Annotated in this window: 21 protein-coding genes and 1 pseudogene; 8 read left to right on the top strand and 14 right to left on the bottom strand. The window is 49.7% G+C overall.

Going from position 1 to position 24,237, the window contains the following annotated elements; genetic code table 11:
- Positions 1 to 252: 252 nt before the first annotated feature.
- The 3 genes from AC50Y5_RS02210 to AC50Y5_RS02200 are packed head-to-tail and all read left to right on the top strand — an operon-like array spanning position 253 to position 3,323.
- Positions 253 to 1,071 (top strand): SDR family NAD(P)-dependent oxidoreductase, encoded by an 819-nt coding sequence (locus AC50Y5_RS02210; RefSeq protein ID WP_494858155.1) that lies wholly within the window; start codon positions 253 to 255, stop codon positions 1,069 to 1,071.
- Between the two features lie 2 nt (positions 1,072 to 1,073).
- Entirely contained in the window at positions 1,074 to 1,889 is an 816-nt protein-coding gene (locus tag AC50Y5_RS02205; protein ID WP_494858153.1) for an SDR family NAD(P)-dependent oxidoreductase, read from the top strand.
- Positions 1,890 to 1,937: 48 nt separating this feature from the next.
- Entirely contained in the window at positions 1,938 to 3,323 is a 1,386-nt protein-coding gene (locus AC50Y5_RS02200; protein ID WP_494858152.1) for a mandelate racemase/muconate lactonizing enzyme family protein, read from the top strand.
- A 136-nt stretch (positions 3,324 to 3,459) separates the two neighbouring features.
- On the opposite strand, the gene AC50Y5_RS02195 is transcribed toward AC50Y5_RS02200, so the two are convergent.
- Complete coding sequence (locus AC50Y5_RS02195) at positions 3,460 to 4,575, bottom strand: phosphodiester glycosidase family protein (protein WP_494858777.1); 1,116 nt, start codon at positions 4,573 to 4,575, stop codon at positions 3,460 to 3,462.
- Positions 4,576 to 4,791: 216 nt separating this feature from the next.
- Between AC50Y5_RS02195 and AC50Y5_RS02190 the strand changes: the two genes are divergently transcribed.
- On the top strand, positions 4,792 to 5,667 hold the full coding sequence (locus tag AC50Y5_RS02190; protein WP_494858150.1) for an aldose epimerase family protein: 876 nt from the start codon (positions 4,792 to 4,794) through the stop codon (positions 5,665 to 5,667).
- Positions 5,668 to 5,952: 285 nt separating this feature from the next.
- Here AC50Y5_RS02190 and AC50Y5_RS02185 read toward each other — a convergent pair whose 3' ends face one another.
- The 4 genes from AC50Y5_RS02185 to AC50Y5_RS02170 all read right to left on the bottom strand — a co-directional run bounded on the left by AC50Y5_RS02185 (position 5,953) and on the right by AC50Y5_RS02170 (position 10,162).
- Positions 5,953 to 6,975, bottom strand: a complete 1,023-nt coding sequence (locus AC50Y5_RS02185; protein ID WP_494858148.1) for a mannonate dehydratase — start codon at positions 6,973 to 6,975, stop codon at positions 5,953 to 5,955.
- A 49-nt stretch (positions 6,976 to 7,024) separates the two neighbouring features.
- Entirely contained in the window at positions 7,025 to 8,371 is a 1,347-nt protein-coding gene (locus AC50Y5_RS02180; RefSeq protein ID WP_494858146.1) for an ABC transporter substrate-binding protein, read from the bottom strand.
- A gap of 61 nt (positions 8,372 to 8,432) precedes the next feature.
- A complete protein-coding gene (locus tag AC50Y5_RS02175) occupies positions 8,433 to 9,263 on the bottom strand; it encodes a carbohydrate ABC transporter permease (RefSeq protein ID WP_056029811.1) in 831 nt (276 codons plus the stop codon).
- Positions 9,260 to 10,162 (bottom strand): carbohydrate ABC transporter permease, encoded by a 903-nt coding sequence (locus AC50Y5_RS02170; RefSeq protein WP_056029814.1) that lies wholly within the window; start codon positions 10,160 to 10,162, stop codon positions 9,260 to 9,262. Before AC50Y5_RS02170 ends, AC50Y5_RS02175 begins: the two co-directional genes overlap by 4 nt.
- 261 nt (positions 10,163 to 10,423) lie before the next feature.
- Between AC50Y5_RS02170 and AC50Y5_RS02165 the strand changes: the two genes are divergently transcribed.
- Both AC50Y5_RS02165 and AC50Y5_RS02160 read left to right on the top strand, forming a co-directional pair.
- The gene (locus AC50Y5_RS02165; RefSeq protein WP_494827446.1) at positions 10,424 to 11,329 is read left to right on the top strand and encodes an RraA family protein; all 906 of its coding nucleotides are present in this window, start codon (positions 10,424 to 10,426) and stop codon (positions 11,327 to 11,329) included.
- 432 nt (positions 11,330 to 11,761) lie between these two features.
- Positions 11,762 to 12,360 (top strand): annotated as a pseudogene (locus AC50Y5_RS02160) (Rpn family recombination-promoting nuclease/putative transposase); the annotation flags it as partial.
- 129 nt (positions 12,361 to 12,489) lie between these two features.
- Here the strand turns inward: AC50Y5_RS02160 and AC50Y5_RS02155 are convergent.
- A complete protein-coding gene (locus AC50Y5_RS02155) occupies positions 12,490 to 13,659 on the bottom strand; it encodes a helix-turn-helix domain-containing protein (RefSeq protein ID WP_494858143.1) in 1,170 nt (389 codons plus the stop codon).
- A 63-nt stretch (positions 13,660 to 13,722) separates the two neighbouring features.
- A complete protein-coding gene (locus AC50Y5_RS02150; protein ID WP_494858141.1) occupies positions 13,723 to 14,370 on the bottom strand; it encodes a GntR family transcriptional regulator in 648 nt (215 codons plus the stop codon).
- Between the two features lie 199 nt (positions 14,371 to 14,569).
- Here AC50Y5_RS02150 and nagZ point away from each other — a divergent pair, with 199 nt between their 5' ends.
- The gene (gene nagZ, locus AC50Y5_RS02145; protein ID WP_056029823.1) at positions 14,570 to 15,877 is read left to right on the top strand and encodes a beta-N-acetylhexosaminidase; all 1,308 of its coding nucleotides are present in this window, start codon (positions 14,570 to 14,572) and stop codon (positions 15,875 to 15,877) included.
- A gap of 50 nt (positions 15,878 to 15,927) precedes the next feature.
- Here nagZ and AC50Y5_RS02140 read toward each other — a convergent pair whose 3' ends face one another.
- Complete coding sequence (locus AC50Y5_RS02140) at positions 15,928 to 16,887, bottom strand: hypothetical protein (RefSeq protein WP_494858139.1); 960 nt, start codon at positions 16,885 to 16,887, stop codon at positions 15,928 to 15,930.
- Positions 16,888 to 16,988: 101 nt separating this feature from the next.
- Complete coding sequence (locus tag AC50Y5_RS02135) at positions 16,989 to 17,810, bottom strand: uroporphyrinogen-III synthase (RefSeq protein WP_494858137.1); 822 nt, start codon at positions 17,808 to 17,810, stop codon at positions 16,989 to 16,991.
- Positions 17,811 to 18,152: 342 nt separating this feature from the next.
- On the opposite strand from AC50Y5_RS02135, the gene AC50Y5_RS02130 reads away from it, so the two are divergent.
- Positions 18,153 to 19,001, top strand: a complete 849-nt coding sequence (locus tag AC50Y5_RS02130) for a helix-turn-helix transcriptional regulator (RefSeq protein WP_494858775.1) — start codon at positions 18,153 to 18,155, stop codon at positions 18,999 to 19,001.
- On the opposite strand, the gene AC50Y5_RS02125 is transcribed toward AC50Y5_RS02130, so the two are convergent.
- The 5 genes from AC50Y5_RS02125 to AC50Y5_RS02105 all read right to left on the bottom strand — a co-directional run bounded on the left by AC50Y5_RS02125 (position 18,956) and on the right by AC50Y5_RS02105 (position 24,221).
- On the bottom strand, positions 18,956 to 19,600 hold the full coding sequence (locus tag AC50Y5_RS02125; protein ID WP_056029835.1) for an HAD family hydrolase: 645 nt from the start codon (positions 19,598 to 19,600) through the stop codon (positions 18,956 to 18,958). The genes AC50Y5_RS02130 and AC50Y5_RS02125 overlap by 46 nt on opposite strands.
- Positions 19,601 to 19,667: 67 nt before the next feature.
- On the bottom strand, positions 19,668 to 20,261 hold the full coding sequence (locus AC50Y5_RS02120; RefSeq protein ID WP_494858135.1) for a DUF1349 domain-containing protein: 594 nt from the start codon (positions 20,259 to 20,261) through the stop codon (positions 19,668 to 19,670).
- A gap of 280 nt (positions 20,262 to 20,541) precedes the next feature.
- A complete protein-coding gene (locus tag AC50Y5_RS02115) occupies positions 20,542 to 21,786 on the bottom strand; it encodes an MFS transporter (RefSeq protein WP_056029847.1) in 1,245 nt (414 codons plus the stop codon).
- A 96-nt stretch (positions 21,787 to 21,882) separates the two neighbouring features.
- Entirely contained in the window at positions 21,883 to 22,914 is a 1,032-nt protein-coding gene (locus tag AC50Y5_RS02110; RefSeq protein ID WP_494858133.1) for a zinc-dependent alcohol dehydrogenase, read from the bottom strand.
- A 35-nt stretch (positions 22,915 to 22,949) separates the two neighbouring features.
- Positions 22,950 to 24,221, bottom strand: coding sequence for an aminotransferase class III-fold pyridoxal phosphate-dependent enzyme (locus AC50Y5_RS02105; RefSeq protein ID WP_494858131.1), 1,272 nt, complete (start codon positions 24,219 to 24,221; stop codon positions 22,950 to 22,952).
- Positions 24,222 to 24,237 lie beyond the last annotated feature (16 nt).

The raw sequence follows: 24,237 nt of genomic DNA, 5'->3' as shown, positions 1-24,237 counted from the left end.
CACCTTATACGGCGCAAGCCTGTACATGTTTCACTTTTTTTGTAGAAGGCTGCCGATTAAAGCAATATGTTCTTCACTAATAGTACCTGATACCTAAGCGAGACACAAGCAGTCGCCGCGCTTTTATCCTTCATATAAAATTCAAACAAAATCATAAATTTACGGCATCGCAACTAGCTGGGTCAAACCTTTAAGATAAAGGAGGATTGAACATTAGCTGATTATAAGCAATCCGCCCGTTGGAGGGGATCTATGACTACGATGATGCTAAAAGAGAAAGTCGTCTTTATTACCGATGCGGACAGCGGCTCTGGAAGAGCGCTTTTCCGCCTTTTTGCCGAGCAGGGCGCGCATTTTATTTTAAATAGCATGTCGGGCGGCGCCCATATTAGGGAGGAGCTTAAGCGGGCTAGCACCTTAGGACTCCATGTCTTCGTGAGCGCTGCAGATCTTTGCAGCAGCAGTGGACTGCAAGCGATGCTGGAGCAAGCAGCGACCAAGCTTGGCCGAGCAAATGTAGATGCGCTCATTCATAATAATGATCTCATGAAACCGATCTCTATTGAATATGGCGAGGAGGATTTGTTTCTAGATCTGCTGCATACGAACGCTAAATCCGCTTTTATATGCACGAAGGTAGTCGGCCAGCAAATGGCTGATGCCGGGTCAGGGTCGATCGTCTACGTCTCCTCGATTCATGCGCAGAAGCCGACCGGCTCCTCCTTCGCCTACAGCGCGTCCAAAGGTGCGGTCAGCATGCTGGCGAAAGAAGCAGCTCTCGTACTCGGACGCAGCGGCATAACTGTCAATACGATTGAGTTGGGCCCAATAGAAGGCGATGATAAGCGGTTCGCGAGCGAGCTATCCACGCTGTATGAGGATTACGCTTACAAAGTGCCAAATGCAGCACTCGGCAGCTATGATGATTTGGCGCAGCTTGCCCTATTCTTATCCTCTGGCGAGGCGCGATATATTAATGGAGCAGACATTCGGCTAGATGGCGGATTTTTGCAGCATTATATGGATTTCAATATGAAGCGTCCCCCAGAGCTGAGCGATCAAGGAGGATGAGCATGGACCTGACAGGCAAGGTAGCTCTCGTAACAGGCGCAGGAACAGGCATCGGCCAAGGTGTCGCCATTCAGCTCGCACAATGTGGCGCAAAGGTCGTCATTCATTATAATCGCAGCGATGCCGGAGCGAAAGAAACGCTAGCGCAAATTCAGGCAGCCGGCGGAGAGGCCGTGCTAGTGCAAGCCGATGTTGCCAGCAAAGCGGAAATTGAACGATTAATGAAGCAAGCCGCACATGCCTTTCCGGCAGCGGAGGCTGACGGAACAATCGATATTTTAGTCAACAATGCTGCTTTGCAGCTTAATTATGGGCTATTTGACCATGATGAAACGTCCTTTGACCGCATGATGCACATTAATTTGAAGGGTTATTGGCAGTGTATGCAAGCCGTTATTCCTTTTATGAAAAACAATCCTGCCGGGGGCCGTATCATTCTCATCTCCTCGGTTCACAGCAAGCGGCCAACTGATTTTGACGCTGTTTATTCCATGACTAAGGGTGGCGTCCGCATGCTCGGGCGGGAAGCTGCAATCGAGCTGGCTAAGTATGGCATCACCGTCAATACCATAGAGCCTGGGCAAATTGACGTTGGCGTACAGTCTGCAAGAGAATCTCGGCCCATTGGCCCCGCTGTCTCAAACCCTGATGCAGCAAAGCCCTTACGCCCAAAGCGGGATATCCGCAAAAAATTTCCGCTCGGACGTGTCGGCAAGCCGCTTGATGTCGCCCGGCTCGTCTGCTTTATCGCATCCGAAGAAAGCGAGTTTATGACCGGCTCCGCCATTCGTTTGGACGGGGGCAGCATGCTGCTGTAGCGGGCGGGTAAGCCAAATAATAACGATAACAGGGGAGTGACGGTTGTGATGAATAAAGAAACGTACGAGGAAACGCTAGCTCATGTGCGAACAAGCTCGAATCCGACAGAGCTGCGCATTACTGATATCCGGTTCACTGACATTGTAGGAGGCCCTTTCCATAGCAGCCTCATTAAAGTATATACGAATCAGGGGCTGGTCGGATTTGGCGAAGTGCGTGACGGAGCCGATAAAGTGTATGCACAAATGCTGAAGGCACGGCTGCTGGGCGAAAATCCCTGCCATGTTGATAAGCTGTTCCGCCGCATCAAGCAGTTCGGCGGCCATGCCCGTCAAGGCGGCGGTGTAAGCGGCATTGAAATTGCGTTATGGGATTTGGCGGGAAAAGCATATGGCGTTCCTGTCTATCAAATGTTGGGCGGACGCTTTCGCGACCGCATTCGCATGTACTGCGATACGGAAGTCGTAGGCAAAGACACCGGCAAGGCTATGGGCGAGGCGCTTAAGAAACGCATGGACGAAGGCTTTACTTTTCTAAAAATGGATCTCGGCATTGGCCAAATCATCCATGAACCAGGCACCCTAAGCGCCCCGCTCGGCTTTCTTGAGGAAATGCGGGAAAAATCGCGCAACCGCTACAATCAAAATTTTGACGGCATGACAGATGATCAGCTTCGCGAAATAACGAACCGCCATTATGATATTTATAATATTGCTCACCCGTTTACCGCCATTCAGGTGACTGAAAAAGGGCTTGATCTGCTTGAGCAATATGTGGCAGATGTCCGTTCCGTCATCGGCTATCAGGTACCGCTCGCCATTGACCACTTTGGACATATCGGGCTGGAAAGCTGTATCAAGCTTGGCCGTCGCGTCGAGAAGTTTAACCTCGCTTGGATGGAGGATATGCTGCCGTGGCAGTATACCGAGCAATACGCTAAGCTTGCACGGGCAGTCGCAACTCCGATCTGTACGGGCGAGGACATCTATTTGAAGGAAAACTTCAAGCCTTTGCTGGAAGCAGGCGGCGTATCCGTCATTCATCCGGATGTGCTCACGAGTGGAGGAATTTTAGAGACGAAAAAAATCGGCGATATGGCGCAGGACTACGGCGCAGCAATGGCTATCCATATGGCAGAGAGCCCGATTGCCTGCCTCGCGGCGGCTCACGTCGCAGCAGCAACGGAAAATTTCCTCGCTCTCGAATACCATTCCTGCGAGGTGCCTTGGTGGGATGATATTATGATTAGCAGCAAGCTGCCAAACAAGCTGGTGCAGAATGGCTTCATAACTGTCAGCGATGCGCCTGGACTAGGCATTGATGATTTGAATGACGAGGTGCTTGCCGAGCATCTGCATCCCGATGTTCCTGGCATCTGGGAGTCCACTGACTCGTGGAACAAGCTGCTGTCGAACGACCGTTTGTGGAGTTAGTCAACAGGAAGGATACGAAAGCAACATTATTCTAAAATAAATAAGTGTTCATAAGAAGCAAGCTGCTTCACATGCCCTAAGGGGATTAGTGAAGCAGCTTGTTTGTTTTTGCTTTTTTGCTGTTTATTTTAGACTTTTACCACTTGGAAGGATCAATGTCCCCGGGGTTAAGCCCTGCCCATACGTTCGGTACGTTCACCGCAGAAGGATCGTCAAATACGAGAAACGCGGTTGGCAGATATCGCCCGCCTTCGCTTTTAGAAGAGGGCTTATTAATGAGGTCGCCACCCTCCTTAATCAGCACGGAAGAGGAGCTGCCATCCAGATTGGCTGCAATGACTGCGCCATGCTCCAGCATAATTTGCTGGCAGTCATACAGATCGGCGCCAATGCTGTAGCCGATCTGCCTGCCATCAATGACGAGGAACAAAATCGAGCCGTCCTCCTTCTGCCCCATCACCGTCCGTGGCGCGACGCCCCAGCCATCGGCGTGATTTTTGATCAAGCCTTTGCCGTTCACAATCATTCGCGGCTCGAAGCTGACCGCCTCAGATATGCCCAGCTTCATAAGCTCCTTGATCGAATAGCGGCCTGCCAGCATTTTACCTTGCTTGTCCAGCCCGACAATTTGCGCGCTTGCATCCTTGCCAAGGCCGTTATAATAAATTTCCCCCTGCGTAATGACAAGCCCAATCGGTTGAAAGCCATTGCCCTGCCACTCTGGATCGGCAAACCCTCCGGCATTGACACCAGCAATGGCACCTGTCCGCTTGACCATGCTTCCTACCTTCTCGCCTCGGCCCGCTTTCTCCGGTACGACGAGCCGGATTTTCGTCGGGTCCTTCACCGTCATGAGAAAACCGTGATAACCTTTGCCATCGACTTCCTCTACGCTGGTCAGTGACTCTGCAGCATGGTCGCCTGCACCAGTCGGCAGCGTAATTTGATGGGTGTCCAGCTCCTCGCCCATCTCCTGAAACTGCTTGGCATAATCGGCTACACGATCGGCAAGTCCCTGCTCGCCGATTAAATATTTTGCCAGAAAGCGGTGCTGGGTTGTAATTAACGCATCCGCCAGCTTATAGCGAAAGCTCGTTCCTGAAGCGGTAAAGAAAAACCAGCTCAGGAAAAGCAGGGATGATATCAGGATGGCAGCGAATAACGCTGCCACTACCCGCCAAAAGCCAGGCTTCTTGCGTTTGCGTTTGTTCACAGGAGAACTGTTCTTCCTTGCAGAAGTACGGCTTCCCATCGACGGGGCAGAATGTGGTGCATGCGGTAAATTTGAAATGGTGCCCACTCCCTAATCCATAAATTTGATCAATGAACAGACGGGTGTAGGAGGCAAGTTGTTGCAAGCGGGCTGCTTTTCACAAATCATTCCTTTATTGCCGCTGAAATTGTTATAATGGACGGGAAGTGTTAAAGGCATTACAAAAACAGGAGTGCACCTATTGGAGGTAGAGAAATGACTGCAAACCAAGCAGGCTATGAAGTAACCAGCTTTACAGATACGTATCAGATCTATGAGCTTAAAGAAGATGCGACTCATTCCCGCGTCCTTATCTGCCCTGAGCGCGGCGGCATCGTAATCGGCTGCCAGCTGCAAGGCCAAGAGCTGCTGTACCTTGATCGCGATACCTTTATTGATCCAGATGCCAATATTCGCGGCGGCATTCCCGTCTTGTTTCCGATTTGCGGCCAATTGCAAAATGGTGCCTATGAATGGGATGGCGTAAGATATAATATGCGTAATCATGGCGTAGCCCGCCAAGCATCATGGGACGTTGAAGGGCAATCTACCGACAACGGAGCCTCGCTTACGCTTTCTCTGGAAAGCAGCGCACAGACGCAGGCGGCCTATCCCTTCAACTTCAAGCTTACATTCACTTATCGCTTGAAGGACGGCAAGCTGTCCATTGAGCAAGCATACAGTAATTTGTCCGAGACCAGCATGCCTGTACATGCCGGCTTCCATCCTTATTTTGCAATTGCCGAAAAAAATCTGACTTACCGCTCTGACGCGCAGCAAGCGCTGGATTACAACGACAATCAGGTCAAGCCGTTTGCAGGCCCGCTGGATTTGAACGGTCTCGTTGAATCGGTCGCTTTGCTGGATGCTACTACACCGGAAATTTCCTTTCCCTTCGGTGATCAGCAAATTAAGTTGAGCTACAGCGAAGTATTTGGAACAACCGTCATTTGGTCGGTAGAAGGCAAGCCTTTTATATGCGTCGAGCCATGGACTGCCCCAAATGAAGCGTTGAACCACAAAAAAGGACTTGTCATGGTGCAGCCGGGCCAAGCTTTGGAAGCCAGCTTCACGATTGAGCTGGAGGCTTAATTTAGCTGCAACAAGGTGAAACGGCTGTCGCCGTCCTTTGGTGGCGCAGCGCGTTTCATTCCGAGAAATATAGAGAAAGGATAAGAAAATCATATCCTTTCCTATAGTTCAAGGTGAAACGGCTATCGCCGTCCTTTGGCGGCGCAGCGCGTTTCAGTCCGAGAAATATAGAGAATGGATGAGAAAATCATATCCTTTCCTATAGTTTAAAAAAGGTACTGCTCGTGGCCAGCATGTCAACATGCCAGCCGTGAGCAGTACCTTTATTTTGCCTAAAGCTATATCTCATTCTACCGCTATTTTTAGTGCTGCTGCCGCATTTGCGCTAGTTTGCGCGCTTTCCACTTGCCGTCTGGACGCAGCCTCCATCAACCCTTTAATGTAGCCTACCCCGAACAAACGTCCCAGCAGCTCATAGCCGGGATTATCATTCGTTTCGCCTTCCATCGTCGGCACATGATCGGGCCTTGCCGGCCCAGTGAAGCCGACATCATAGTAGGTGTACATCGCCTCCAGCATGTCGGTAATGCCATCATCGTGGAACGTTTCCTCAAATTTCTCCGCTGTGCCGCGCACATCTCTAAAATGAACAAAAAACATTTTATCCTGCCCGGCAAAATGGCGAATGACGCTGGGGATATGCTCCCCCGCCGTCGCCAGCGTGCCTTGGCATAGCGTAATGCCATTATAAGCGCTTGGCACAAGATCAATGGCGCGCTGCAAAGCATCTGCACTGCGCAGTATACGCGATACGCCGCGAATCGGCGTAATCGGCGGATCATCGGGATGCAGCGCCAGCTTCACCTTCGCTTCCTCCGCCACAGGCACAATCTGCTCCATAAAATAATGCAGATTTTCCCACAGCTGCTGCTCGGATACGACGCCTGCTTCGGTAAGCGGGGCATCCCGCATTAAGCTGTGATCGTAGCTGGAGACGAGCGCTCCTCCCCGTGTACGTGTCGTCGTGGAGGTGCGGAACCAATTGAACTGAGCCATAAAATTGTAGCAAAGCACAGGAATACCGGCCCTTCCCATATTGACAATAAACTGCTGAAAGGTTTCAATTTCCGCATCGCGCCCTGCGGTTCCAAGCTTAATCTCATTGCTTGGCGGCATTGATTCAATAACGGCCAGTTCAATGCCGCTGTCCGCAAAACGCTGCTTCATGCGAATAAGAGGCATAAGATCCCAAGGTTTTTCGCTTTTTTCGTCCCATGCCAGACCGCTCACCGCATAATTGATATCCATTTGCTTCGCGAGCTGCCATAGACGGTCAGGCCGCGACGAGAAAAATTCTGCCAGCTGCATTACTAATTCCTCCTATTTCGTATTACAAGCGATGCAACGATTGCTTGAATTAAGATTTCCCCGCTTTGGCGGCTAGTTCCTTGCCCAGCTTGTCGATTTTATTGAATGCGTCTTCAATCGATTGCTGGCCGAAGGAGACGGCATCCATTTCTTTTTTGTACGTATCCACCCATTCTGAAAATCCGGCAGCCGGCGAATAAAACGGCAGTGCCTTATCCACCGACATATCGTAAATCTCCTTGCCTAGCAAATCCTTGGCTTCAAGCGTCGGCTCAAGCTGCTTGAATATTTCCGGATTAATGGGCAAGCCGCGCGTCAAGCCAAGTGCCTTGCCCGCCTCTTGATCCGTTATAAACCATTTCACAAACTTCTTCGCTTCCTCTTTGTTTTTCGAATTGGCGCTTACGCTGAGGAAAATCGTCGACTGCGCCCAGCCGCCGCCAGCCGGTCCCGTCTGCAAATTGACAACGCCCAGCTTGCCTGGCATCAGTTGCTCCAGTGCGCTTACGGAGCCGGTCGTCGCACCTCGGGTCATCACCACACCGGAAGCCATAGGGTCAGCTTGCGGGTCATTTTCCAGGAAAGATGCGGCTAGCTCGGCTGGTGGAACGATTTTATTTTTGCGGAAATCATCATAAATGCCATAAAACTTCATGAACAGCTCCTTATCGAGCGTGAACGTCTTGCCTCCGTCCGACATAATAGGCGGTTTGCCCATCGCCGTCTGGTAATAGTTGAAGCCATCCCATGTCGATGTATCACCAATCGGATATTTGCCCTCAGGCAGCTTGGCACGGGCATCTCTCGCCCATTGAAAAAATTCATCATACGTCCAATCTTTATGCGGTAGCGGGATGCCGAGCTGCTCCAGCTCTGTCTTGTTGTAAGCGAAGCCCTGCGCGTTCTGGCTGAGCGGAATGCCATACAGCTTGCCGTTTATTTGCAAATTTTTCAGCACATTCGGGTCCACAATGCCGGTCAAGTCAATGTCGGATAAATCCTCCAGCTGGCCTCTGGATACGTATTCCTGAATGTAAGCCGCATCCATTTGCAGTACATCGGTAATCGACTTGGAGGCTGCCAGTGTCGGAAGCTTCTGCCAATAAGCATCCCAGGCCATAAATTCCGGCTTGAATTTCACATTTGAAAACTGCTGAGAATAAATGTCCAGCGCTTTTTTCGTCGCTTCATGACGGACGTCTGATCCCCACCACATAATGCTGAGCGTCGTCGCTGCCTCGCTTGCTCCCCCAGCCGCCGCCGTCTCCGTTGCCGAGCTTGGCTCCATACCCTGATTGCCCCCGCTCCCGCTATTGCTGCTGCATGCGGTCATTGTAAGCACTACAGCGAGCGTCAGCATTGCCCAGCCTTTGCTTTTCAGCCACCTTTTTCCCATTATCCGTTCATCCCCTTCAAATGAAATACCTTTTTCTAGAAGCGCTTTTCATAAAAAGCCGTTACCCTTTGAGTCCTGTTGTAGCAATACCTTCTACAAAGTGCTTTTGGGCCAGAAAAAAGATGACAACGGAAGGCATAATCGACAGCAACGACATCGCAAGCAGCTGCCCCCACTGAATATCGAACTGGTCAATGAACATGCGCAGCGCAAGGCCGACCGTAAACTTCTCAACCGAGCTTAAATACAGCACCTGCGCAAAAAAATCATCCCAGCTCCAAATAAAGGTGAAAATCCCCACTGTCACAAGCGCCGGCTTGATGAGCGGAAAAATAATCCGCAGAAAAATGCCGTAGACGGAAGCACCGTCGATTTTGGCCGCCTCATCGAGATCACGCGGGATGCCGCGAATAAACTGCACCAGCAGAAAAATAAAGAAGGCGCCGCCACCGAAAAAATGCGGCAGCACAAGCGGAACATAGCTGTCGACCATCCCCAGCTTGTTGAACAAAATGTACTGCGGAACGACCGTCACCTGGCCAGGCAGCATCATCGTCAGCAGCAAAATCGAAAACCAGAAGCCTTTAAGCCCGAAATACAAGCGGCCGAAGCCATAAGCTACAATGGCCGCTGTCAAGACGCCGCCTGCTACATTGCCCAGCTCCATCAGCAGCGTATTGCCGAAAAAGTGGGCAAACGTATAATCTCCGGAGAAATGCCAGCCCTTGCTGTAATTTTCCCACATCGGAATGGAGGGCCAAATGGTCGGCAGTCTTAGCTCTGACGTTTTTTTGAGCGAAGCGCCCACCCACCAAATGACGGGGTAAATCATAATGAAGGAGAACACCGCCAGAAATACATGATCGAAGCTTTTTGCCCGCAGCCTGCTCATTTCGCTTTCCCTCCATCCGACTCGTAAAATACCCAATAACGGGAAGCGGCAAAGTTAATGATCGTCAGCAGCGCTACAATGACGAGCAGGATCCAGGCCAGTGCGGAGGCATAGCCCATCTGGTAATGCTTAAACGCTTTTTCATAGAGGAACATGGCGTACATGTAGGTTGAGTTAATGGGCCCGCCCTTCGTAATAATGTAGGCGGACGTAAACGTTTGAAAGGAACCGATAATGCCAAGCACCAGGTTGAAAAACATAACGGGAGAGAGCATGGGGAGTGTAATGCTGAAAAATTTTCGCGTCTTGCCCGCTCCGTCCACCGATGCGGATTCGTACAGCTCCTGCGGAATTTGCTTAAGCCCCGCGAGAAAAATAACCATGGTGGAGCCGAACTGCCACGTATTAAGCAGGATCAGCGTAGCCAGCGACGTATCGGGATTGGATATCCAGGCGACGCCTTGAATGCCAAACCAGCCAAGCACCTGATTCACATACCCGTCCAGGCTGAACATATTGCGCCACAGCGCCGCTACTGCAATGCTGCCGCCGATGAGCGACGGAAAATAAATCGCAGTGCGGTAAATATTCATGCCGCGCAAGCTTTTATTCAGCGCCATCGCCACCATTAGCGAGAAAAACAGCTTCAGCGGCACGGAGAACAGCACGAACATGAACGTAACCTTGAGCGACGTAGTGAATGTGGAATCATTCGTAAAAATGTTGACGTAGTTGTCCATCCCGGTCCACTGCGGCGCTTCGAGCAGCGAATACTCTGTAAAGGATAAATAAAATGACTGGGCAATCGGCCACAACGTCAGCAGTAAAAATCCTAGCAGCCATGGTGAAATAAATACGTAACCAGCCAAATGGGTAATCCGGTTATCTTTACGCTTCACCCCATTTCTCCCCTCCCTTTGATTATTCGAGTCAAATGCTTGCCTGAGTCAGTTGCTTTTTGTCTAGCCTTACTTTATACGAAAACGCTTTCATAAATGAAGGAGACAATTTTATGATATGGTTGGATTTTTTTATAGTCCGCTGCTGATTACCGTAAAAAAGTCGCATCGACAAATTTGTCGCTGCCTGCAACAATAAAACTATAGCTTGAACAGTTCTACCCTTGAACCAATTACAGTAGCGAAAAGAGGTGCTGCAAGATGAAGTTCGATAATCCGGAAGATATAAGGCAATTGACCCCGCTTTGGGAGGGTGAGCGCTTTGAGAATGGCCGCCCTAAAGTAGATGAAGATATATTGCGCCGTATGCGAAAAATAACGCTGGAGGAAGCATGGGGTCCGCTGTGGAATCGCGGCTATACGTTTCAATTCGAAGGAGAGTTCAAAATCATGCATCCCGAGCAGGTGATGGTCGGGCGTGCAGTTACTGCGGTCATGGTGCCCAAGCGCCCCGACCTGCATGAAACGCTGCTTGATTACGGGCATGAACAGGAGGATCGCCACGGCTTTTTCAACCAATGGGTCATTGATTCGCTCGTGGAGGATGATGTCGTCGTCGTGGACATGTTCGATAAAATTCATAGCGGCACTTACGTTGGCGGCAATTTATCTACGGCGATTGCCACACGCACGAAGCGCGGCGGCGCTGTAATCTGGGGCGGTATTCGCGATAATCAGCAGGTGAAGGAAATCGGCGGCATTAATGTCTATTATCGGGGCAGCGATCCGACAGCGATTGCCGATGTGACGATGGTCGGAATGAACGTGCCAACACGTATCGGCAAGGCGATATGCATGCCAGGGGACGTCGTGCTGGGCACGCCTGCGGGGGTTATTTTTATTCCGCCGCATTTGGCTGAGCTGACCGTTGTACAGGCGGAGAAGTCGCAGGTGCGCGACGTATTCGGCTTCATTCGCCTTAAGCAGCAGGTGTATTCAACGGCGCAAATAGACGCTGCGTGGAATACAGCCCTTTGGCAGGACTTCATCGACTGGTTTAACAACGATGATGCCGCAGCGGAATATCGGCATTTGAGCTGGGACGATGAGCTTGAGGATGCGAAGAAGAGAGAGCATGATGGGCCGCGGAGCGATGTGCGTCTATAGAACGCAAAAGGAGGTTAGGAAAATTTTCCTGACCTTTTCGCATTTTTTATTAACCCTTTTTAGGAATCCGTTTAATCAGTCTATCATTGCTGTCGTAGACCAGAATGCATAAATCTTTGAATTCTCCCTTCAATTCGAAGTACTTTTTAATAGCCTCTTCCTTTGACATCGCTTCGCCAAATCGCTCACTCTTGTATGCAATATAATATTTTGTCATAAACAAATACTGACAATTATCTACATTTTTATCAATTTTCTATTTTCACTGGATAACCATTAGTTCGATTAAACCATACCATGCTTTCAACTGTATTTGTGCCAACATGTTCTCTCCCTGTAATCCCTCACTCCACAAATTGATCAACTTTCGTTTAGTAAATTCCGGTTTCTTATTTTGCATGGTATAATCATGTTGAATGGAGCTAATTTGGGATGAACGAATTGCTTGATCCTCGTAATGATTTCGTCTTTAAGCGCATTTTTGGCAGTGAAGAAAATAAAGATGTATTGCTCGCCTTTTTAAATCGCACTTTTGCCGAGTCAAACGAACCTCCGCTAACTGAAATTGTACTTTTAAACCCCTATACGGATAAGGATGCTCCATTGGACAAACAGTCCATTTTTGACATTTGGGCCAAAACATCTGAGGGTAAGCTGATTAATATTGAAATGCAGTTATTCAACAAATACGATATAGAGAAACGTACTCTGTTTTATTGGAGCAAACGGTACTCCAGTCAATTGCAGGAAGGAAATACGTATAAAGAACCAAGGTGAAACGGTTTTCGCCATCCTTTGGCGGCACAGCGCGTTTCATTCCGAGAAATAGAGAGAAAGGATGAAAAAATCATATCCTTTTCTATATTTTCAAAAAATGTGTGACCATTAATATATTGAATTATTACTTCCTGGCTAATGACCGTTATCATAATGTGTTCCATTTGCGGGAAGACCATTCCGGCCTCGCCTTAACGGATGAAATTGAAGTTCACTTTATGGAGCTTTCCAAGCTAAGCGACCAAATGCTGCCTCATAATGAAGCAGAGGTAAGAGCATTATAACTGGATACCATTTCTGTAAATAATTACGCATTCAGACTGTCTATAACAGAGAGGGAGCCCGCCACTACGCGGGCTCCCTCTTCCTTTATGCTTCCCAATCTAATGCCCCGCCGACTCCCGATACTCGCTGGGAGACAAGCCAACCCGTTTTTTGAAAATTTGGCTAAAATAGCGTGAATCCTGATAGCCTACCTTTTCCGCCACCTCGTAGTTTTTAAAATGCGTCGTCTTGAGCATGGCTTTCGCCTTGTCGATGCGGATATCGGTCAAATGCTCGATGAACGTTTTACCGGTATTCGTCTTGAACAGCAAACTCAAATAGGTCGGCGTCATATACACCTTCTCCGCCACGCTTTGCAGCGAAACATGCTGGCATTCCTGCTCCATATAATACATCGTTTTCTTAATGATGCTGCGATGGCTCTCGCCCTGATAAGGCGACACCGCCTTCCACAAGCTTGTTACAAATTCGCTGACGCAGCGAACCAGCTCATGAAGCGTTTTCATTTTTAGAATGGATAAAATCTCATAAGGTTTATTAGCTACAGCGGCTTCCGTATCAGCCAGCACTCTTCGTTCCATTCCCACGAGCAAACGCAGCGTCAGCTCATACATGTGTGAAATAGCAATCGGCCCGCCGCGCATCACACTGCGATAAAACACTTTTACCGCTTCTTCGAGCTGCCCTTCCGACGTCGCCCCCTGGCAAGCATCGTACAGCTCCTTCTCCTTATGCTCCGGATAGTCCTGAAGCTGCACATAAGCACGAAGCTCACTATAATAAATAATTTCGCCAATGCCCTGATAAAATTGATGCTGAAGCGCCTGCCCTGCCTGTTCATAAGAATGCTTCACTTCATGCAAATAGCCACAGGGCTTCCCTACGCCAATCGTAATCGGATCGGAAAATTGCTCACCCAGCATCGCCTGCACATTATCGAGCATCTTCTTCGACACCCAGGAAAACAGCAGCACGAGCCGATGCTCCTCATCTAAAAAAAGAACACTTCCCGCCGGAATGCGCGGCTGCAAATATTCTCTTATTTTCTCCATATAACCGACCCGATCATGCTCATGATGAAAATAGGCCGCTGGCGCAAGCAAAGCTACAGCCGGATACGTAAAATAAGGGTTTATATTCAGCTTCGCCAGCTGCTCCTTCATATTCGTTCGGCCGCCGCCTCTTTCCGACATTAGCTCCTGCAGCAAACGATCCCTCATCCAAGTCAGCATATAATCGTCTTTCAGCCATTTCTCTTCTTTCAGCATGCTCCATTTCCCCTTTAAATTGAAAGGTTAACAAGCAAGTTGCCCCTCGACTTTCGTCGCGGCCTAATCCAGATGAATGATTTTGTAAGCGTGCATATGCTCGATAAACGCCTGCTCGGCCGCTGCAACATCCCCTTTGCGCAGCACGTCAATAAGTACAGTATGGTAATCTGCCAGCCCTAGTGTCGTGTAATGCCGATTGGAAATTGCCATAAACCGCATAAGCTTCGTCTTCATATCCTTCCATAACGTTAATATGGCCCCGTTGTCGCATTTACGATAGAAAAAACCGTGAAAATCCATGTCCAGCTCCAAAATGCTCAGTATATCGTTTTGCTTAACAGCTTGATCCATTTGCTCAATAATGTCCGCCAGCTCGGAAAAATCCTGCTCCGTCAGCAGCGGCATCGCCTGCCTAACCGCGAAGCCTTCAATCATTTCACGCAGCACGAACAAGTCCTTGATTTCCTTCGCCGTTATGTTGGAGACCACCGAGCCTTTGTTCGGAACGCCAATAATGAGCCCTTCCTGCTTGAGCCGTTCAAGCGCCTCCCTTACAGGAGCCTGGCTAATCTGGAATTGGCCGGCGATTTCAAGTACAATAAGGCGGGCACCCGGCTGAAGCTCGCCAGCCAAAATCTCTTTCTTGAGCTTCATATACACATGTGTACTAATAGAATGAATTGGTACGATTGCTGGATTTTCTGGCACATGAACACGTCCCTATTCCAAATTATCGATTATCGTTAATTTATCTACTTCCATTATATCGGCTCATTTCCTGCTTAACAACCCAATTTTGGAAATGATGCCGCAACAGCCCTAGCGACAGCTTTTGCTTCTAACTTTGCATAAAGTATGAGAAGCTGGCCTAAAGGGGATATTGCAAGAAAAGGAGGAACTTTCCCACATGCTTAAAAAAATGACCTCAATACTTCTTGCTTCATTTCTCGTTATATGTGCGAGTTCCTGCGGCAGCGCGAGCGATCCTGCCAATAGCAGCAACGGCAGCAACTCCGGCTCTAATCAACCAGCCACTGCCGAGGCGCCAAGCCCTTCCCCCGCAGAGTCGGCAGCAGCAACTCCAGCTGTATCGCCTACGCCAACTGTGACGGAAGCGCCTGACCTAATCAAACAAGAAATCGCCGGCATGTCGGTCGATGAGAAAATCGGACAGCTCGTGCTTGTTGGCCTGGAAGGTACCACCCTTCAAGAAGATGCCATCGAAATGATAAATACGTATCATGTAGGCGGCTTTATTTTGTACAAAAGAAACATTACCGACGCTTCGCAGACGCTAGCCCTGCTCAATGAGCTTAAAAAACAAAACAAGAAAAATCCCGTCCCGCTGTGGCTCAGCATCGACCAGGAAGGGGGAACCGTGAGCCGGATGCCCCAGGATTTCGTGAAAATTCCATCCGCCCAGTCTATTGGCAGCAAAAATAAACCTAAGTACGCCTATGGAATAGGTGAAGCTATCGGCGCCGAGCTGTATGCCCTTGGGTTTAATATGGATTTTGCCCCTGTGCTCGATATTAACAGCAACCCGGACAATCCGGTCATTGGCAACCGGGCGTTTGGCTCCACAGCGGAAAGCGTCATTGCCAGCGGCATCGAGACGATGAGGGGCATACAAGCGGGACATGTCGTACCCGTTGTCAAGCATTTTCCCGGTCATGGCGATACGTCAGTCGATTCGCATCTGGACTTGCCGGTAGTGGACAAAAGCTTGAAGCAATTGGAGCAGTTCGAGCTGCTGCCCTTTAAAGAAGCGATAAAGCAGCAAGCCCCTGCTGTCATGATCGGCCACCTGCTTATTCCAGCAATGGACAAGCAATATCCCGCTTCCCTATCCAAGGCGATCATTACCGATTTATTACGGGATAAGCTCGGGTTTACCGGTGTTGTCATCACGGATGACATGACGATGGGCGGCATTACGAAGCATTTTGGCATTTCGGATGCGGCGGTCAAAGCGGTTCAAGCGGGCAACGATATTCTTCTTGTCGGACATGATGCGAAGCAGCAGATCGCTGTGCTGAAGGCGCTAAAAAAAGCGGTCAAAACCGGCGATATCTCCATGCAAACACTCGATGACAGCGTCTATCGGATCATCCGCCTCAAAAGCGCCTTTACGCTAAAAGATGAGCTTATCAGCCGTACTAACGTTGATGCGGTCAACCGTCAAATTAAAAAAGCGCTGAACGCTTCTAAATAGAAGCATTCGGCGCTTTTTCTTCTTTAATCGGTTAAATTTCTAGTATTGCTTTACACCGGCGACATATAACGGCCATAGCTGATGTCAAGCTCGGATAGCTTGCCATCCTGCTCCGAAAGGAACGATACGTTTTCCCCTTCCGCCCCCATCCATTTAACTCCGAGAACGATACCTTCAGCTGTCTTCGCAGCGAATAGGAAGGAAAACATTTCCGGCATAACCTCACCACCATCGTCTACCCGCCACGTCGAGCTTTCATCGAACTCGGCTGGATAGTCTTGAAAAATAAAGCCGTCTGCGGTTTGCAGCGCCAGACTCGCCAGCATGTCCTTGCCCTGACGCTCGAACTGCACCAAATACAAGGTATTTCCTTCAGCGCCTATTTCCTCAAGCGGCCATAGCTTCTCTACGCTGCGATTTTTGCTCTTGGCAATGGCCGCCTTCACATCATCTGCTGCCTGCCCGCTTCTTGTATCAGCTATGGACAGCAGCATTTCCGGTTTTACCGACTGATCATCGGTTAGAAAATACGTTTCATTCGGCTCCGCCTTGCCCTCCACGACCTCAAACAGCTGGCCTTGCTGGTTTGCAAAATTTTGCGCCGTTTGCCTGCCGTTATCGGCTTCGGTCGCCTTTTGCTCACTTTTGTATTTAATTTTGAGCAGCTGCCCATTGTGACCAACCGCGAGGTTGAAGCTGGCCCACTGCTCGCTCCCCCCTTCAGCCGGGCTGACTAGCAGCTGTTTGCCTGCTTCATCGGCAAAGCCAAATGCACCTTTGCCAAGCACAGCAGTATCCAGCAGCGGCGCTGCTGTCGGCTCCGCGATGGGCTCCTTCGTCGCGGCTCCAGCATTGGTTCCGTCATCCGCTGGCGTATTAGAAACAGTTGGAGTCTCCGCTGTCCCGCTTGCGGCAGCCGAAGCTTCTCCAGATGGCTTAACCTCCGAGGAGCATGCACCTAAACATATAGTCAATATGAGCAACAACATGAACAAGCTGTTTTTTCCCATTATATCTCCCCTTTTAAACAAATGATGCAACGACTACAAGCTTAAGACGAAGCAGCCATTCAAAAGGGTGCAGCCCAAACGTACTCGAATGGGCCATTCGTTTATTGGGTTAAGCCTTGCGCTTCATAATAATGCGCCACTTCAATAATCATCGCACCCATTCGTTCAATATCCGGCACGATATATCGTTGTACGCCATTTAATTGCAGCGCCTCGGCAGTTACTTTGCCCACAGCTGCTGCCAGCACCTGACCAGCGAATAGTTCCAGGAGCTGCTGCTCAAGACCTATTTTTCGCGCATAGCGGAATAAATACTGGACTTGAACAGCTGTTGTAAAGCAGATCGCGTCAACCTCGCCTGCAGCGAGCTCTTCCATGAGCTGAGTAAGTACGCTTACTTCGGGCGGAACATGTTTGTAGGGCAGCAGCGAAATAACCTCACCCGCTTTTTTAGCAGCAAAAAAATGCTCCAGCTCAGGCGACGGCTCGCCATGCAGCTGAATGACGATACGCTGGCCGGCAAAATCATGCTCCGCCAGCTTTTCGATTAGATTTTGCACCGTGCCATCATCATCCGCAACAACCGCTTTCAAGCCGGTACGCTTAAGATAAGCCGTCGTCTTGTAGCCTCTGGAAGCAATCGATGCTTGCGTCAGCTGCTCCAAGAACGCTTCCTTTATATCCAGCTTTTCCGCGTTGCTGGCAAGCGTCTCCGAGCCAATGCCCGTCGTTAAGACGACCCAGTCCGCCCCCTCCGCCGCAAACCGCCGCAGCGGTGCTTCCAGCGTTTCCTCATCCAGCAGTGTCAAACCCTGAAGCGACCGCACGAGCGCTGTCCCGCCCTGCTTTTCAATGATGGCGCTCATTTCCTCTGTTTTTCGAGATCCTGCTATGACCAGTCGTTTCCCCTTCAATGCTTCCATTCCCATGCTTACCCCGTCACCATGCTTTCTTCTATTGTGTTTGTCATATATTTTAACATAAGCATAAAAAACTGTCGCCATTTCAAGGCAGGCAAAACTTGTTTTACATTTTTTTACTTGTTGCTGACATGAAAAAAAACCGTTCTCAAAGTCAAGAACGGCGGTTTCTTTACATCATTACAAATATTCGACATTAACGAAAGATAGCGAAAAACAGAGAAAAACATCGAAAACTAGATATAACATATATTTCTTTATCTATGTTATAATTCCAATTGAAATTCAGGTATTCGCAGTTTGAGTCTCACTTTTATTCCACTTTTAGGAGAAAAGAGGAATTTGATGCAGGAAGCAATAGACACAGGCAGCACCTACAACGAGCTCCCCCTATTGATTACCGGATCTGGAAGCGTTACCGTCACTGAGCCCGACCGTTGCCCTGGAGGCAGCCCTGATTACAAAATCGTAAACTGCGTAGGAGGTACAGGCCGCCTTGTTTTTCAAGAACGGGAAATTCAGCTGCAGGAAGGCGTTGCCATTCTTTATTTTTCCCACACCGCTTCTATTTCGTGCGAAATTAGTGAAACGCTAAGCATCAAATATTTAACCTTCACCGGTTATTTGCTGCCAGCATTTTTGCAAGCCTTACATATCGCTAACCTTTCCGTATTTCAGCTTGATCCCGCTCCGCAAATGCTCATTGACGAGATTATTTTAAGCCAGCAATCCACCCGGCAGGAGCGTATTTTCACAGGATCAGCACTCTTGTATATGCTGCTTATCAAGCTGAAGCTCTCCAAGGACCTTTACCTCGTCCCTGAACGCAAGGAGCATACACCGAAGCTGTCCAGCATCCTGACCTATATTAAGCAAAACTATCATCTCGACATTTCCCTATCCATGCTGGCCGGGCAGCTCTACATAACCGAGCAGCATTTGAATCGCATGTTCAAAAAAGAATATGCGATGACCCCGCTCGATTTTTTAACCCGCTACCGACTGCTCAAGGCAAAAGAAATGCTCATTCATGAGGATGCCATGACAGCTAATGACATTGCCAAGGCGGTCGGTTTTAATAGCGCGAGTTATTTTGGCTCCGTTTTCAAAAAGCATGAAGGCTGCTCGCCAATGGTGCTGCGCAAAAGCTACAAAGCTTCGAAATCAAATTCGGCGATTGAGGCAAGCCGCTGATCATAATTCAAAAATTCCAAATCCCGTGTCACTTCATTCGGCACCACGATACAGCGGATGCCAGCCGCCTTCGCAGCTTTCAAACCATTTGGCGAATCTTCAAAGACGATGGCTTCTGAGGCATCAATGCCAAGCCGTGCCAGCGTAAGCTCATACAGCTCCGGGTCAGGTTTCACCCGCTGCACATCTTCAGAGGTATGAATCACATCAAAAGCTTCAAAGATGCCAAGCTTCTTCAAATAGCTATGAACCCAGTCACGCGTAGAGCTGGACGCAACCGCAAGGTGCAGATTTCGCTGCTTCACGCTCGCCAGCAGCTCCGCAACCCCAGGCAATAGCCCGGTTTCGCCAATATAAACGGCATATTTTTGCTCAGAGAGCTCTTTAATATGGTCATGGTCAATTGGCGTTTGCAGCGCTTCCTCCAAATAATGAAAAGGATTGAATTCGTCGAAATTTGTGCCCACATTGCGGGACCACAGGCCCAGCGACAGCTCTACGCCATGCTCCTGATAAATGTCGCGGAAAGCATAATACCAAGGTGTCTCGGTATCCATAATCAAGCCGTCGAAATCAAAAATGATCGCTTTCAGACTCATCGCTACTATCAGCTACCTTCCTGCTTTTACTTGCAGCTTACCGCCAGCGACTTTCAGCTTGCAGCTGCTAAAATCGGCTTTCCACGTTCGGCTCGGTGAGATGGACAAAGCTGAACTCGGCCCTGCTGCCGCTGCCCTTCGGACATTGCGCGACGACACCGGCCTTTACTTCATCAGGTGTGCGCATGCCGAAATAACGGATCAGCCTCCAATCCTCGCCATCAGGCGAATAATAGAAGGACACGCAGTCTTCTACTTTATTGATTCTCAAATACGGATTGTCCGACTGAATCTCTTCCGAGTTGCAATCATCTGACCAGCCGTCCTTGGTGACGACCGAGACGATCGAGGCTGCCCGACCATTGAATTCAAAGCATAATTTGCACCAATTGTCGCTATCGACGTACAGCATAAGGCACCCAGAGTCATACTGCTGCTTCATCTCCACCGTAAGTCGCGCCGTTAATTCGAAGGAGCGCTTGACTGGAGCATACAAAAAAGGAGCTGAGCTGGCAAAATGCTTGCCTGATGGATCGCAGAAAAAATCCGCCTCCGGTGGCGCCTCAATGATCACGCCGCCCTGCTCTGTGAACTGCCACTGCGATGGCTCGTTCATCCAAGCCAGTGTATCGCGTGTTTCATGATTCAATACATTAATCATTAATTATCCCTCCGTAGCCATTTTCTGTATAACCATTCGACCTAATTAGCTTAAAACCTTCTTTTGCCAAAATATAAGAATTTATAAGTTTCCCCTTATAAATGGGCTTATATTTCTCGGACTGAAACGTGCAGCACCGCCGGAGGACGGCTTTCGGCCGTTTCACCTTGAAATAAAAGAATTTATAAGTTTTGCACTTCAAATAGGCTTATATTTCTCCGACAAAGCTCTTCGCGCGTCCTGGAAGGACGACGAAATCGTTTTTGCTTGCAAATGGTTATTAGACGTGATGGTTCGCTTTCATCACCTGCTGCTGCCTGGAAGGAACCGGGAGGAAAAACACGACAGCCATGAGCACCATATACAGCGCAACAATGACGGCGAACAGCAGCTTCGGACTGTAATTATAGAGGAGTCCCGTCAAATAACCGGAGGGAATGGCAATAAGCGTCATGACCGTCTGTACGGCCGAAAACATATCGGCTTTCTCATGCGTGCCAAGGCGATTCATCAGCAGCGCATCCCGGTACGTTTGCAAAATAAACGTTCCTGCCGCCAATATAATAATCGTCAGCATGAGCAGCGGCACATTGCCGGAAGGAATAAAGAGCAGCAGCAAGGAGCCGGCGGTGCATAAGGCAATCGACAGACTGACATATTTTTCATCCGAGCGTTGTTTCAGCCGGGGAATGACGACCAAGTATAACACCATGACCGTTACCGCAGTGACGACTGGAATGTAGGAAATTGTCCAATCGCCGAAATGCAGCTCCTCCTTGAAAAACACGACCTGAAAAAAATTCAGCTGCAAAATAAAATTCGACAGTACCGTTATGATAATAATCGGGAACAACCGGCGGGTATAAAACGCTTTGCCAAATAGTCGCAGGCTGGCTCCCAAGCTTTTCAGCACCTTGGTCTGGCTATGTACCTCAATGAGCTCTTTGCCCGCCTCCGTCTCCTCTGTCAGCCGGTTTCTTACAATAAACATAATCGTCATCATTACGCCTCCGGCAAAATAAATGACGGCAAGCGTCTTCCCGATACCAAAATCGGCGATGACAAAGCCCGCTAGCGGTGTAAGCACTCCTGCTGCGGTAATAATCATATTCATGATGCCAAAAACTTTCGGTCGCTTTCGCTCCTCGACATCTTCAATAATGAGCAAATTGAACGACACGGTGACGAACTTGGACGTCGCATTTAATAAGTAGGCAATCATAAACAGCCAGAAGCTTTGCGAGAACGCCCAAATAAACATCGGAACGCTCCAGGCTACAATATCAAAAATGAGCGAGGTGCGCTTGCGTCCCAGCTTATTCGTAATCGACCCGGCAAACAACTGAAACACAAAAGCAAAATACAGGTTTATGGAATTGATCAACCCAATTTCAATATCGCTCAGTCCCGCATCCTTCATATAGAGCGGCGCATAAAACAAAACGATCGTTCCAGGAATCGCCCAGAGCGGCTCCAGAAAAATCGAATACCGCGGATTTTTTGGCAAATCGGCAAGCAGCTTCATCTTTAAGGCTCATCCCCTCTTCTTCATGCGTCATTGCTGCGCGGCGCCCCGTAAGCCTTTCGCCGCGCAGCCAAAACGCCCTTGCCTTGCCCTACCTTATGAAATAAGTGCTGTCTTAACGGAGGTCATCGCTCTTGGCGCGCCTGTGCTCATGTCATAACCAATCGTTTCATTAAAAGCGCCTTCGTAGTCCTGCAGCTTTTTGGTTGAAGTGACCATGTTTTCGAGCTCCGGCAAGCTTTGAGCAAACTTGAGCGCCGTACTGATCATTTGATGAACCGCTACATCGCCAATGACATTGACACCGTTGTTAATAAAATCCGTCGGCTTAAACGATACTTCATAGCTGTCGTCATAGCCCATAGGAATAATTCTGCCGCCTTTGCCGATCAGCTCAAGAGCAACATGCAGCTGATTGCCGACCGCATCAATAATAATATCGAATTTATGGCCATTATTAATTTCGAGCACTTTTCCCAGCGTCAGCTCCTGAGGATGGAACACATAATCAGCGATGTTTGCAGCGAAGCTTTTACGGTATTCATCCACTTCTGTGCCAACGGTCAGGCGGCCAAGCCGCTTGCCAACAAGCTGGCACAAGGAGCCAATCGCGCCAGAGCCAAGCACAAGCACCGAATCGCTTGGTTTAACGCGAGCTTTCAAGAAGCTGTTGAGCACGCAGCCCAGCGGCTCGACCATCATGGCCGCTTCCCAGCTCATCGTGTCAGGAATTTTGAACACGTATCTTTCCTCGCCTGCGTAATATTCCGCGAAAGTGCCGTGGATGGTCATGCCAACCTGATGATCCTCGAAATTTTCGCAGTAGCAGTGCAGCCCTTCACGGCAGTAAGAACAAATGCCGCAAGATTGCGTTGGATCTATAAGCACACGGTCGCCCACTTTAACGCTTCTTACTTTAGGGCCGACTTCAACGACAGTGCCAACGCCTTCATGGCCGATAATCGTGCCGGAATTGGCCGGAATTTTTCCTTTTACAATGTTAAGGTCCGTTCCGCAAATGCCCGAGCCAAAAATTTTAACCTTGACGCCTGTCGGCGATACGATGGTTGGCTCCTCCATCTCCAGAAGTTCCACCTTGCGATAATCCTGATATACTAATGCTTTCATTAACTTGCCTCCTCTTTCGATTTGTGAATAATCGTCTAAACAGCCGACTTGCTGGATCTATGTTCTTGTTTGCTCCACTCCAGCAAAACTTCCTTAAGCGACTCTTGTACAAGCAACAGCTCCGCCTCCGAATGAGCATCCGAGAAGACGAAAAATCCCTTCGTAAAAATCCCCTGCTGAGCGAGCCGCTTCATCATATAAGCGCGGAAGGGATCGCGGTAAAAGTCTTGCTCCGCCCGCGACCTCAGGCAGAAGCTCGCATAGGTGCCGTGCAGGGCCAGCTCCTCTGTCAGTCCCAGCACATCCAGCTGCGCCTGCAGCTCTGTCATCAGCTTCTGCGTACCGCCGCGCCAGCTTGGCCAGCTCGGTGCCGCCTGCATCAGCTTCTCGCAGGCAATAAGCGCTGCCAGTGCAATCGTCTCGCTCGAATGGGCGCTGCTGAACTTGACCTGCCCACATAGCCGCATAATCGGCTCTGAGCCTAGTACGACGCCCAGCGGCAGGCCATTGGCCAGCCCCTTCGACAAGCAAAGAATATCCGGCCACAGCCCGTATTCGCCTGCGGTCGCCTGCTTGCCCATTCTTGCGCCAGATGTTACCTCGTCAAATATGATTAGAATGCTGTGGCGTGCGGCCAGTTCCATCACCTTGGCCAGCTCCTCGCGCTGCCACTCGTTCGGACATAACACGATGCAGGCCAGTTGGTCGCCATGCCGGCGCACCTCGTCTTCGATCCGCCGCAGGCTTGCATGCGGCACCCAAACGGTGCTGCTGCGGATTTCCGCCGGAATCCCCATCGCTTCCGCGTCTCCGCCGTAATAGCCATAGGCTGACCAATCGCTCCAGCCATGGTAAGCCGTCGACATCACCTTTGGCCTGCGGGTGTAAGCTCTTGCCAGCCGGACTGCGCCGCTAACTGCATCGGCTCCGCCTTTGCAGAAGCGCAGTGCTGCATAACGCTGCTCAAAGCGGGCGAGTATAAGCTCCGCTGCCGTCAGCTCTACATCAGCGGGCACCGAGAAGCTTGTCCCTTTGGCGAGCTGTTTTACAATCGCCGCTTGCACTTCCTCACGGGCATGTCCCCATGAGGCGGTGCCCATCGCCATCTCGCAATCGAGCCACTCATTGCCGTCGATATCGATAAATCTGGATTGTCTGGCTTCTACGCAGCAGATGGCCGTTTCGCCGGGGAATAAGCGCTCTGGCGTCTTTGCCAGCGTGCTGCATCCGCTCGGAATCAATTGCTGCACGCGCTCCAACCATTGCAGGCTTTGAGTAAATACCGCCTGCTCCTCTCTCGTCTTCATGGTTTCTCCTCCATTT

The sequence above is a fragment of the Paenibacillus sp. JT22N7 genome (assembly GCF_059383875.1).
The sequence above is the reverse complement of the archived record's forward strand: the minus strand, read 5'-3'. Positions and strand labels throughout refer to the sequence as shown.